Raw genomic sequence first — 13,100 nt, forward strand, 5'->3', positions numbered from 1 at the left:
TTAGATAGTTTGTATGGATATTAAGGATAGGTAATGAAAGCAAAAAGAATGATCCGCTTACTCGATAATGCTGATGCAGCCGTTTTACTGTTAAAGCAGGACAAAGAGCAAGGCTCTAATCTTAGCTTTCGAGATCTTCCATCCCCGTATCGAAAACAAATTTTTAACTGGGCTCTTAATGAGGACTCTGAGTACCTAGATCTCGAATCGCATCGTTTTCAACGACTGCGGGATAAACGCCATCAAATGATTGTTGGACATTCAGGTGATCGCTATAACCTGCAACGGACACTATTGCTTAAACTCCTACCCGAGTTACAAAAAGGTGGCGAGCCATACAATGCAACCGCAAGTGTCTTAGGCCCGCTCTTGGGTTGGGATAATTGCGTCGTTGCCAAACGCGTAAGCGCAAAAGAATTGGACATGCTTGGCTTTTGGAGCCATGGCAATCTTAAATCTCCGCAACATCACTCATTGGCTGGCAATGCCGCTCAGAACCTCTATGAAGGACTGCATCGTTTACATCAAAGCGCGATCTGTCGTGAGTTTCCCTTAGACTCGATGCTTTCACAAACCCCATCGGCTCTCTGGATAGGTCATCGCATCGACTTACCAGATAATCATGGTACGGGGCACATTTGCGCCTGGGGCAAACCAGACTTGCTCGACACGGACACAAGTGCATGGTTGATTGCATTGGCGGCCGATACCCTTGGCGCTTGGCTATTAACGCAATCGCCCTCTGGTGAAAAAAACTATGAACATAGCACCGAACCTCGCGACTTACTGACCTCGCTTCCTGGACGCAAAACCTTTGATCTCGCCCTACAGCATACAGTTGAAGCCTACAAACAACGCCAACAAGACTGCTTAATTGCATTGGTTGATATTCACGGTTTTTCTGAGATTAACAATACCTATGGCCGCGAACAGGGCGATCTTCTTTTAAAACGCCTAGCCGATGAGTTACTCGAAATGAGTCGTCGTAAGGATCAAGTGTTTCGATTTGGCGGCGATGAGTTTATGTTATTAATGCCCTTAACCAAAGGTCGCCCTCCTGTTGCTAAGCGCCTCAAAGCCATTGAGTCGACCCTGCAAGAGAACCACCCTGAGTTCAAGCTGAGCTATTCGATGGCAACTCTGTCCGATGTGAAAGGCAGTGCTGAAGATCTCATGCTAAAAATTGATCAAGAATTGAACGATTTCAAACAAAGTTCTAAACTCAGTTGATCCAATTGCTGCAGTGCACAGTAAAAAGTGTTGAAGTAATATTGTACTGACCGGTCAGTAAATATAAACTAGCACTTTTAGGACAATTGGTTTAAAACTGAATGAACAAAGGCAGACCCCCTACTCACTGCCGCGAGTACTTATTACAGCGCGGCATTGAGCTTTTCTACAAAAATGGGTACCACGGTACCGGCCTCAGTCTTATCTTAAAAGCGTGTGGTGTATCTAAAGGCTCTTTCTATAACTTTTTCGAAAGCAAAGAAGCCTATGCCGTCGAAGTCATCGAATACTACGAAGCCATTGAGCATGATCGCTGGCAATTAGAATGGTCGCTATTAGAAGGCAATCATGCAACCCGCATGCGAAAAATGCTTGAAAACACAATCGAAAACTTCGATGAAGCCAAAGAGAACCTCGGTTGCCTCATCACCAACCTATCGGGTGAAATTGGTGGCGAATCTCCAGAGTTTCGTTTGGCCATTAAAAATGCCACCAACAAAGTCTTAGGCTTTATAGAAGAAGATATTCGCATTTGCCAAGCCGAAGGCAGTGTCAGAGATGATCTTCCCGCTGCCACTATCGCAACCATGATCTGGCATTTATGGCAAGGTGCTTTGCTGCGTATGAAAGTGGAAGGTTCAAAACAACCCTTACGTGACACCATATCGCTCACTTGGGACTACCTGCTAAAACCTATTTCTGTTCAGAAAGGATATTCAGTATGAAATCTTACGTACCGCCAAAACCTTTTTTGCTTCTACCGCTTTTAAGTTTAACGCTTTTATTGGCACCCGTGGTTTTTGCTGAGGATGCGCCACCAAGAGGTGGACTGCCAGCAGAGGTTCATCGCGTTGAAATTGCAAGCCTGGATCATGTTCTGCGCGGGGTAGGAACACTGCGGGCCAATGAGTCGGTTATCATTCGATCCGAGATTAGCGGTCGCGTTGAATCTATATTATTCAACGAAGGCGAGATGGTCACTCAAGGTCAGGAGTTATTTCGCTTAGACAGTGCATCTTACAATGCAGAATTGGCTCAAGCACAAGCGCAAGCGAACTTGAGTCGCCAAGAATACCAACGCGCTTCCGATTTGTTAGAGCGTCGTGTGGGATCTCAAAATGAAAGAGACACTAAATTGGCTCAACTGAGAGTCAACGAGGCCCAGGTTGAGTTTGCAAAAACAAGCCTTGATAAAACACGAATTCGGGCACCCTTTGCTGGAATGATTGGTTTACGCCACATCAGCCCTGGCGACTTTATTACCTCTGGACAAGACCTTGTCGAGCTCACCGACTTCTCTGAAATGAAGATCGACTTCGCCATGCCTGAGCGGAATCTTGGCCAACTCAGTATCGGTCAAACGATTATGATTGAAGTTGACGCCTTTCCTGGCGAGCAGTTTAGCGGTGAAATTTTCGCTATATCTCCTTCATCGAACGCGCGTAGCCACAACATTAATGTCCGTGCCAATATTCCGAATCCTGATGGGCGCTTAAGGCCTGGGCTTTTCTCTAAGATTGAGATTGTTATAGGTCGCGATGATCAAGCCATTATGATTCCTGAGCAAGCAATCATGCCGTTAGACAATGCATTTTTTGTCATGAAAATGGATGAAAATAACATGTTAAGCATGGTACCTGTCACCATGGGTGCACGCCGCTTTGGAGAGGTTCAAATAACCGAAGGCTTAGCGCCTGGCGATGTCGTGGTCACTGCAGGACAAATCAAACTGCAGCCGGGTATGCCCATTACTCCCTTATTCTCACCTTCTGAAACTTCATCAGGATCCGATGTATGATACTTTCTGACATCAGTATCAAACGCCCCGTACTGGCGAGCGTGATCAGCTTACTGGTCTTACTGATAGGACTCATTTCCTATGATCGTTTGACCATCCGCGAATACCCTAAAATAGACATTCCCGTTGTGAGTGTTGACACATCTTATCCGGGTGCAAGCGCATCTATCATCGAATCTCAGGTTACTAAAATTATTGAAGACTCGCTTTCGGGAATTGAAGGGATTGATTACATGTCATCAATCAGTCGCTCCGAGCGCAGCCAAATCAGTATTAACTTCAAAATTGACCGGGATCCGGACTCAGCCGCTAATGACGTACGTGACCGTGTCAGCCGTGTGCGCGGCATGTTACCTGATGGTATTGACGAACCCATCGTTGCTAAATCAGAAGCAGATGCCCAGCCCATCATTTGGATAGCCTTGTCTTCCGATGTCCATGACCCGATGGAAGTCAGTGAATATGCAGAGCGCCGCGTACGCGATCCCCTGCAAACGGTGGCAGGAGTTGCGAATGTTGTTTTAGGTGGTGAGCGCCGTTACTCTATGCGGGTATGGCTTGATCCTGCCAGAATGGCTGCCTATGGTGTCATCCCTCAAGATATCGAGGAAGCCTTAAGAAGCCAGAACGTTGAAATTCCAGCGGGCCGAATTGAAAGCCGCGACCGCGAGTTCACCATCCTTGCGCAAACCGATCTAAATGAGACGGAAGAGTTCGAACAAGTCATTATTCGTAATGATAATGGCTATGCTGTGCGTTTAGAGGATGTTGCACGCATTGAAATTGGCCCCGAGGTTGAACGCAACTACGCTCGCTTTAATGGCGAAAATGCGATTGCCCTAGGGGTGGTTCGCCAATCAACGGCAAACCCCTTGGATGTATCTGAAGGTGTGCGCACCATGCTGGATAGCATTAGTGCCAACCTTCCTGAAGGCATGCATGTTCAAATTGCCTATGACTCTTCGGTGTTTATTGAAAAGTCGATCGAATCTGTATTCCAAACACTGATTATGGCTGGCGCTTTAGTGGTGCTCGTTATCTTTTTCTTCTTGCGCAACCCAAGAGCAACGCTGATTCCTGTCGTCACCATTCCGCTGTCCTTGATTGGCGCCTTTGCGATGATGTATGCGATGGATTTTTCCATCAACACACTGACCTTGCTCGCACTAGTACTGGCCATCGGGTTGGTGGTGGATGATGCAATCGTTATGTTGGAGAACATCTTCCGACATGTTGAGGAAGGTCTTGATCCCATTCAAGCCGCTTTTAAAGGCAGCAGAGAAATAGGCTTTGCGATCGTTGCCACCACGGCAACACTTGTCGCCGTATTCGTACCGGTTAGTTTTTCAAGCGGACAAACCGGTCGGCTTTTCACTGAGTTTGCTCTAACACTTGCTGGCGCAGTTGTGGTTTCAACGTTTATCGCACTAACACTGTCACCGATGCTTTGCTCTCGGCTACTCAAACACGAGAAAAAGCACAGTGCACTGTTTAACGTAATCGAAAGCGCTCTAAACAATACGAGCAAAGGCTATCATTGGCTGTTAGAAAAAACGCTGAGCTCTAAAACCTTAACCTTAGCGATTATGGCATTGAGCGTTGCTGGCAGCGTCTTTTTCTACGGAAAATTACCGCAAGAACTGGCTCCCATTGAAGACCGCGGCACCATAATGACCTTCTCGGTCAACCCTGATGGCTCATCCGTTGATTACGTTAACCGTTATGCTAAGCAAGTCGAGGCGATTATTTCAGGCATCCCTGAACGCACGCACCACTTCAGCATCACTGGCTTTCCGAGTGAAACCAACTCGCTCAACTTCGTTCGTTTAGAGGACTGGGAAAACCGCACTCGCTCTCAACAAGCCGTGGCAGAAGAGCTCACAGGACGCATTTATGGTGGCGTAACGGGCAACATGTCGTTTGCGATCAATCTACCCTCTTTAGGTCAAAGCTTTATTTCACGTCCTGTCGAGTTTATTGTCAAAACGACCGGAGATTATCAAGACTTAAAAGTCATCACCGATGCCCTGTTGGCTAAAGTGGCTGAAAATCCGAACTTCGTGCAAGTCGATACCGATTTAAAGCTCAACAAGCCTGAACTGAAAGTAACCTTACAGCGTGATAAAGTCGCGGAAGCGGGACTCAATGTGCGCGATGTCGGCCGCAGCCTAGAAACATTTATGGCAGGACGCAGCCTGACTCGCTTTAAACGTGCCGGTGAGCAGTACGACGTTATTCTTCAAGTTGAAGATGAGATGCGTCGCACTCGTGATGATATCGCCAATTTGTATGTGCGAGCTGCCAATGGTGAAATGATTCAGATGGGCAACCTCATCACCATTGAGGAAACCGTCGCTCCACGCGAACTGAACCATTTTGATAAACTCAAAGCGGTTAAAATTCAGTCAATGCTGGTACCTGGTTACAGTATCGGCGATGCGCTTTCATTCATGGAAGCCGCTTTAGCTGAGGTTGATCCTACCGCCTTGTTTGACTATGGTGGTCAATCGCGGGAATTCAAAGAATCCAGTAATGCAATGCAAACCACCTTCGTGCTGTCGCTTATCTTTATCTTCTTGGTATTGGCCGCTCAGTTCGAAAGCTTCAAAAATCCTCTGATTATCATGTTGGCGGTACCACCGGCTTTAACTGGTGCTCTGATCGCGCTGTTTTATTCAGGTGGATCGATTAACATTTATAGTCAAATTGGCTTAATAACCCTTGTCGGACTGGTTACCAAACATGGTATTCTTATTATTGAGTTTGCGAATCAGTTACAGGACAAAGGAATGGAGCTCCGGGATTCAATTATTGAAGCCGCCTCCCTGCGTCTGCGTCCTATTTTAATGACAACGGGCGCAACCGTTTTAGGAACCTTGCCTCTGGCAATGGCAGTGGGTGCAGGTGCTGAATCTCGACAACAAATTGGCTGGGTCATTGTAGGTGGAATGCTATTGGGTACACTGTTAACCTTATTTGTCATTCCGACCATTTACAGTATTTTTGGTAAACGTAACTTCCGTGAAGTGAAACCTGACTATGAAAATTAAGGATCGGCTTGTGAAAAAGTCAAATATCGTATGGTTACCTATCCTCGTCAGCTCGTTGCTGATGAGTGCTCCAGCCTTCTCTGGACCTTTGCAGGATCTTTACCGCTTAGCATTGGAAAACGATCCGCAACTTAAACGTGCGGAAGCAGAGTTTATGGCAGGCCAAGAAGCCCCAATCCAAGGTAAGGCTGCCCTTCTTCCTCGTGTTGATTTTTCGGCGAGCACTTCAGAAAGTGCTAACTCCAATGGCCGCACGGGTTATAACGTTAGCTTAAGCCAGCCTGTCTATGCCAGAGCGGCCTACTATAATTTCAGATCCAGCGAGCTCAGCGCAGAAGTCTCTGCTCTTGAGTTTGATAAAGCACAGCAAGACATTATCCTCCGCAGTGTGCAAAATTATCTAGAAGTACTCAGAACCAAGAGTGTACTTGAAAATGCTCTGGCTCAAGAGCGTGCCCTTCAGCGCCGTCTGGATCAGGTCAACGCACAGTTTGAAGTGGGCTTAATTGCCATCACTGATGTGCAAGAAGCTCAGGCAACCTTTGACAATGCCGTTGTTCAACGTATTGACGCCGAAGGTGCTTTGCAAAACTCTTTCGAAGCACTCGAGCGCTTAACTGGCCAACCCTTTAATCAGGTCGGCAGCTTACGTGCTGAGTACCCGATTGTCGCTGTTGAGCCTGCAGACCCAAGCGCTTGGCTTGAAAAAGCCTTAGAAGGAAATCTGGAATTACAAATCGTTGAGCTTCAGGTAGACTCTTCACGCCGTAATGTTCAAAGCAAGCGCAGCGAACACCTGCCAACCGTGAGCGTTAGTTTAACGCACTCTAATGCTCGCCCCCATGGCGGTAACAGCAACGGCTGGTCTGACGATAACACCTTGGCATTAAATCTAAACCTACCCCTGTATCGCGGTGATGCCATCAACTCCGCACAGCGTCAAGCAGAACACCAGTACATTGCCACTGGACATGCCTTAGATGATACACAACGCGCCGTTACAGAAAGCACTCGTACCCTTCTAAGAACACTCCAAACCAGCGTTCAGAGTGTTAAGGCACGTGAACAAAGCATTCTTTCGCGGGAAACAGCTTTGCGAGCAACTGAAGAAGGCTTTAATGTTGGAACACGAAACGTCGTGGATGTATTGCAAGCAGAGCAAGCGCTATTTGAAGCACGCTTGGCTTACTCAAATGCACGCATTGATCACGTGAATACACTGTTTCGCTTTAAACAAACGCTGGGAACCTTGAGCCCGGAAGACGTGACGGCACTGGACAACTGGTTGCTTGACCGCGACTAATACAAAAGCAACTGATATAAAAAAAGCTCCCTGAATCATCTTCAGGGAGCCTTTTTCAATTGGCTATCTAGGCTTAATGAACGACTGGCCTGTCTTCTTCCTCGAAAGGAATAATCATTTCACCTGCACTGTCCAACTCTAGCGCTCCCATACTCCCTGCAATATCGAGCAGAGACTGTAAGAGCAAATCGGTCAAGTGCAAACTAACAATCAATCCCGCCGGCGGATTATCACCAAACATTTCCTCGTCTATGCGATCATCAATTCTAAGACCCAGTAGCAGAGGATTTTCAAGAATTAAAGGGGCTAAATCCTCCGGTGAAAACACTGAATAATCCGATGCAATCTGCACCGCCAATTGATAAGCATTGTGAGGTTCGCTGTTCAGCTTTTCGGTATAGTCTTGCTCTGCCGCCATGAAAATTCGACCTAGCTCACTTTGCTGATGGGCCAGATTGGGCTTAGCCGAACTGAAATCGGTATAGCTAACCGGTTTGACGCGGTCCAGCTCTGCGGCATCCACCATAAACTGCCCTTGATCATCCACATCCAGCCAACCACGGTTAACAGCAACCGCAAGAAGCCCTTCAAGCGTCGCAGCGACAACGTTGCTGTAGACGATGGCTCCCACAGAGGGGTTATCCATTTCGGTTGGATCTTCTATTAAACCTGACGGTCGAGCAGCGAGGATTTTAGGATCTTGGCTGATCATTTCAGCCATACGTTGCGGATCGGCCATCAACATCTGATGCGCTATATGATGCGCAATCAAATAAGGTTGATGGTGCCCTTGTACTTCAACAGCTTCGACATATTTGAGTCGAACTCTGTCTAGCAGATCGGCTAATGATTTGCTCATCCGTGTTCTCCATTTATGCTGAATTCTGTGAACTAATGAAGCGTTATTCCTAAAGGTTTAACGCTATCTTTGATTTTGTCAAAAGCATTGCGCAACTCTTCTAGTGGAATCAGACCAAAATCAAGCGGATCGGCGGGTATTTCAAACCAATCCAACGACCAGATACGAGTCATTATTTCAAACTCGCCGATGATCGCATCAAGAAAAATCATAACGGCCTCAACACGCGCATCCATTTCAAGAACTTCAGGAAGTGCATCCATGTACACTGCTAACTGGAGACGCCCCTCAATAAGACGGAGTGAACACCAGTAGTCTTCTATACGGCATTCTTCATCGCCTAGATTCACACAGGAGGGCACTGGATCGCAACGATCATTAAATGCCCTAAATTCTATTCCCCTGAGTGCAGGCGCAGCGCTGATCAAACTCAATACTGAGTGAATTGATTCAGGATAACCATCACAACCAAACACCATTTCAACTGGCCCTTCCCCTTCTTCGCGTTCAAAGTGGAAAGTTAAGTTACGATCAATTTTATGCAAAATATCACGGTAATGGTCAAGTAAAAGATCGGCATCAAAATAAGTATCGTTTTGACTGTCGAGCAATTGATCTAATGTTTGCTCAAGTTGCTGCCAAAAAGCAACAATTTGTTCGTAATTAACAATCATATATTTCGATGCTTTTTCAAGTTCTAGGCACAACCACGCCCGTTTGTCCCTGATATTTTCCGTTACGATCCTTGTAAGACGTTTCGCACACTTCATCCGCACCTAAAAATAACATCTGAGCGACACCCTCATGCGCGTAAATACGAGCAGGTAAAGGCGTAGTATTCGAAAACTCTAAGGTCACATGACCTTCCCACTCAGGCTCAAGTGGTGTTACGTTCACGATGATGCCACAACGCGCATAGGTGCTTTTACCTAAGCAAATGGTGAGTACATCGCGTGGTATACGAAAATATTCAACTGTACGCGCAAGTGCAAACGAGTTTGGGGGTATGATACAAACATCTGATTTCACATCAACGAAACTGCGATCATCAAAGTTTTTTGGATCAACGATCGATGAATTGATATTCGTAAAAATTTTGAACTCGTCAGCACAACGCACATCATAACCATAGCTCGAAGTCCCGTAGGATACAATGGGCTGACCATTTGCACGACGCACTTGATTAGGCTCAAACGGTTCAATCATGCCATGTTCCATGGCCATTTTACGAATCCAGCGATCTGACTTGATTCCCATACACTCTCACACATTAGGTTTGCTTATATTCAAGCCGACCATTCTAACGCTTTTGACACAAAAAAGCCGCCTCTTTTTACAAGAGACGGCTGCTTGTGACCACTCAAATCATGAAAGATTAATGAACGATCTTAATCATTCAAAACCGAAATCGTCGGCGCTTTTACCGCTTGCGCTTCTTGCGCTTCAACCGAGGCAACCACTTTACGTGCTATAGCACGATAAATTTGAGCAGCACGCCCTTCTGGCTCACTGATCACACTTGGCTGACCCTTGTCCGTTTGTTCGCGAATAGAGGCTAATAAAGGCAGTTGGCCAAGCAAATCCGTTTGATACTCCTGTGCAATTCGCTCGCCACCACCCTCACCAAAGACAGCTTCTTCATGACCGCATTGACTGCAGATATGAAGGCTCATGTTTTCCACAACGCCGAGCACAGGAATATCAACCTTACGGAACATTTCGATGCCTTTTTTACAATCCAATAAGGCAATGTCTTGGGGCGTGGTGACGATCACGGCTCCCGTAACCGGTACTTTTTGCGAGAGTGTTAGTTGAATGTCTCCCGTTCCCGGTGGCATATCAATCACTAGATAATCTAAATTATCCCATTTCGTTTGCATGATCAATTGCTGTAGGGCTCCCGCCGCCATTGGGCCTCGCCATACCATTGGTGTCGATTCTGTAATCAAAAAGCTCATCGACATCGCCTGAATACCCAAAGCCGAGACAGGCAGAAAGTACTTTTCTTCATCTGATTGCGGACGAACACCTTCTGCGACACCCAGCATCATGCCTTGACTCGGTCCATAAATATCGGCATCTAGGATGCCCGTTTTATACCCTTCAGCAGCAAGGGCTAGCGCCAAGTTAACGGCGGTGGTCGATTTACCCACGCCACCTTTACCGGAAGCCACTGCTATAACATGCTTTACACCCATCAGGCCTGGCGGTTTTCCCGCTTGATTGACGACTGACATTTTTTTCTCCCGCTGCTTATGGAAAAATCGCTGTTAAAATACCCGACAAACTTACTAGGATTTAAGGCTGATATCTAGCTTTTTCAACTGGCTAGGCAATAATAATGCCTCAACGACGCACCAAATACACACCACACTCTCGGTGCTCAGTATAGGGAAACTGATCAAATAAGGCGAAACGCTCAATTCGATGCGTTTGCACAAGGGTTTCTAAATTCTGCTCAAGTGTGTCTGGATTACAAGAAATATATAAAATCCGATCATACTCCTGAACCTGAAGCACCGTCGCATCATCAAGCCCGGATCGTGGCGGGTCAACAAACACAGTGGTGAAATCACAGGCTTCGAGATTAAGCCCCTCAACTTTACGAGTTTGTTTTTCACCCCGAAGAACCTGCACAAGGTCTTCAGACGGCATTCTTAAGATATCGATATTTGCAATACCGTTGTCTTCAATATTTTTACGCGCGGCCGCAACAGATGTTTTCGAGATTTCAGTCGCAACCACCCGCCTAAAGTTTTGCGCCAAAGGCAAGGTAAAATTGCCATTGCCACAGTAAAACTCAATCAAATCCGTTTGCTTTTCGGCACGCGTCACATCTACAGCCCACTCTATCATTTTGCGACAGACTTCAGCGTTAGGCTGAGTAAAGCTGTTTTCAATTTGCTGATAGGAATAGGTTTTATCGCCTATCAACAACTGTTCGGTGACAAAGTCGCGATTAAGAATGATTTTATTCTTGCGTGAGCGCCCAACTATGTCGATCCCAAATAGGTCGCGTAGAGGAGCCACCGCTTCACGCCATTGATCGCCAATCTTGCGATGGTAAAGCAGAGACACTAACAGTTCGCCCGACAAGGTGCTCAAAAAGTCCACTTGAAACAAGCGATGACGCAACTCATGCACAGGGCGAATAGCATCCAATAAATCAAACATGACCGATTCAATGCGAGCAGACACCATCGGACATTGGTCAATACGGATGGGCTGTTTATTATTGCCAGGCTCAAACATGGCGTAGAAAAGATCATCTTCTTCATGCCAGGTCCTGAACTCAGCTCGCATGCGGTAATGCGTTTTAGCGGATGCAAAGACGTCTAATGCAGGAGGTGAAAAACGAGAAAATTGGGCTTGTGTGCGCTCAGCTTTGCTTTGAAGCTGAGCATCGTAGAGAGCAGGATCAACATGTGGAACTGACATCAAGTGCCTCGTGCTGTTAAAAGGCGATAAAAACCGACGATTTTAACAGCACTGCAGCCGGAATCCCAAGGCTATTTCATTTTATACGCGATGTCGTGCGCCATCATTTCCCACTCTGGCAAGGCATGGAGCATGTCGATTTCGCGCAGATAATCTCGCGACAAGCGCCCTCCTAAATTGCAACCCATTGCATTGAACAAGGGTGGCAACAAACTGTCAGCAACGTGAACAGCCGTTAAAGGGGTGAAATGCTTATCGCCCGATGCCACTGGCACATGATGGAACAAAACCGCATGCACGATCTCAGGAGAAAGGTTCCAGGTTTCGAGCAGGTAAGCTCCTGTCTGCGCATGCGTACTGCCCAGTACCAGTTTTTCAACAACATACACAGGCTGACCCAGCTCTTGGGCGCGAACCATCGCGTGGTGGTACTTTTCCTGATCGCCTAGAGCCAACACCAGCATGCCGATATCATGCAACAAACCTGCTAACCTAGCTTGGCCCTGAACAATATTATCGTAACCACCTAAACGGCAAATTCCGGCTGCAAACTGACTGACAATCATCGAGCGTTCATGAAGCTGCTGGAACGAAAACCCGCGCCAACGCTCATTTTGACTCAAGGATTGAAAAAGATGCTCGGTCAACACCAAATCTTTAATCGTACGCATGCCTAAGCGACTGACAGCCTCTTTTAGGCTATAGAAATTAGCATTGCCCAGATTAAAGAAAGATGAGTTCACCATTTGCAATATTTTTGCGACCATCGTTGGATCTTTTTCAAGAATCATCGACACTTCGCGCGCGCCCGTAGTGTCCTTCGCCAAGGCTTGGTTAAGCTCATTCAAGACCTGTGGGAAGGAAGGCAAGTTCCCTAAAGACAAAATGTACTGACGCAACTTAGGGTCACCCAATAACTGCTCAGTTTTTACACCTCGCTGAATAGACGCCACTAATTGATCATCCGTATAGTCACTTTTCAGTGAACGGTGAGCCACCTCTGTTGCACGGCTAGCCAGCTGCGCATTCATCGCGTCAGATATCAGGATTCTAACAACGCCCGGAAACTCAGAGCGGACACGACATAAAAAGTCGATGGCCTCTCCTTGGCGGGAGTCAGTACGTACAACAAGCACGTTAAAGTCAAAGCGATCATCATCCAGAACCTGGAACGCTTCATCCGTATTAAACACTTGTCGTTGATTTCCGTAGGCCGGAAAATCCCGATAGCGCTCTGTGGTGCTCAGGTCACAAAACAACACAAGCAATTCATCAGGCACTGAGTTCATAAAAAGTCCATATCTTAGGTCAGTCGGTAAGAAGGATTAAATTACCACCAAATCGGAAAATTTGAAAGTGTACAGTTCATTAGGTTTTAAAATCAGCGTAGAATCTAAGCATAGTTCCTTTTAAATAAAATTT

11 protein-coding genes are annotated in these 13,100 nt (G+C 46.6%); 5 read left to right on the plus strand and 6 right to left on the minus strand.

Annotated elements, in window-relative coordinates; all coding sequences use genetic code 11:
- The first annotated feature begins 33 nt into the window (after positions 1–33).
- From DN062_RS12720 to DN062_RS12740, 5 genes are all read left to right on the plus strand, one after another.
- Complete coding sequence (locus tag DN062_RS12720; RefSeq protein ID WP_112159700.1) at positions 34–1,230, plus strand: GGDEF domain-containing protein; 1,197 nt, start codon at positions 34–36, stop codon at positions 1,228–1,230.
- A gap of 101 nt (positions 1,231–1,331) precedes the next feature.
- Positions 1,332–1,955, plus strand: a complete 624-nt coding sequence (locus DN062_RS12725) for a TetR/AcrR family transcriptional regulator (RefSeq protein ID WP_112159701.1) — start codon at positions 1,332–1,334, stop codon at positions 1,953–1,955.
- Complete coding sequence (locus DN062_RS12730) at positions 1,952–3,028, plus strand: efflux RND transporter periplasmic adaptor subunit (protein WP_112159702.1); 1,077 nt, start codon at positions 1,952–1,954, stop codon at positions 3,026–3,028. Before DN062_RS12725 ends, DN062_RS12730 begins: the two co-directional genes overlap by 4 nt.
- Positions 3,025–6,078: an efflux RND transporter permease subunit gene (locus DN062_RS12735; protein ID WP_112159703.1), complete on the plus strand. Its 3,054-nt coding sequence runs from the start codon at positions 3,025–3,027 to the stop codon at positions 6,076–6,078. The genes DN062_RS12730 and DN062_RS12735 overlap by 4 nt, the downstream gene beginning before the upstream one ends.
- Before the next feature lie 10 nt (positions 6,079–6,088).
- Positions 6,089–7,381: a TolC family outer membrane protein gene (locus tag DN062_RS12740; protein ID WP_239995783.1), complete on the plus strand. Its 1,293-nt coding sequence runs from the start codon at positions 6,089–6,091 to the stop codon at positions 7,379–7,381.
- Between the two features lie 73 nt (positions 7,382–7,454).
- On the opposite strand, the gene DN062_RS12745 is transcribed toward DN062_RS12740, so the two are convergent.
- The 6 genes from DN062_RS12745 to DN062_RS12770 form a co-directional block, all read right to left on the minus strand.
- Positions 7,455–8,240 carry a hypothetical protein gene (locus DN062_RS12745; protein WP_112159705.1) on the minus strand — a complete coding sequence of 262 codons (786 nt, stop codon included), beginning with the start codon at positions 8,238–8,240 and terminating at the stop codon, positions 7,455–7,457.
- A gap of 32 nt (positions 8,241–8,272) precedes the next feature.
- Positions 8,273–8,914, minus strand: a complete 642-nt coding sequence (locus DN062_RS12750) for a hypothetical protein (protein ID WP_036512263.1) — start codon at positions 8,912–8,914, stop codon at positions 8,273–8,275.
- Positions 8,915–8,930: 16 nt separating this feature from the next.
- Positions 8,931–9,497, minus strand: coding sequence for a dCTP deaminase (dcd, locus tag DN062_RS12755; RefSeq protein WP_112159706.1), 567 nt, complete (start codon positions 9,495–9,497; stop codon positions 8,931–8,933).
- Between the two features lie 131 nt (positions 9,498–9,628).
- On the minus strand, positions 9,629–10,477 hold the full coding sequence (gene apbC, locus DN062_RS12760) for an iron-sulfur cluster carrier protein ApbC (RefSeq protein WP_112159707.1): 849 nt from the start codon (positions 10,475–10,477) through the stop codon (positions 9,629–9,631).
- A 109-nt stretch (positions 10,478–10,586) separates the two neighbouring features.
- Positions 10,587–11,678 carry a tRNA (uridine(54)-C5)-methyltransferase TrmA gene (gene trmA / locus DN062_RS12765; RefSeq protein ID WP_112159708.1) on the minus strand — a complete coding sequence of 364 codons (1,092 nt, stop codon included), beginning with the start codon at positions 11,676–11,678 and terminating at the stop codon, positions 10,587–10,589.
- Positions 11,679–11,749: 71 nt separating this feature from the next.
- Complete coding sequence (locus DN062_RS12770; RefSeq protein WP_112159709.1) at positions 11,750–12,967, minus strand: response regulator; 1,218 nt, start codon at positions 12,965–12,967, stop codon at positions 11,750–11,752.
- Positions 12,968–13,100 lie beyond the last annotated feature (133 nt).

The sequence above is a fragment of the Nitrincola tibetensis genome (assembly GCF_003284585.1).
Lineage (GTDB): Bacteria > Pseudomonadota > Gammaproteobacteria > Pseudomonadales > Balneatricaceae > Nitrincola > Nitrincola tibetensis.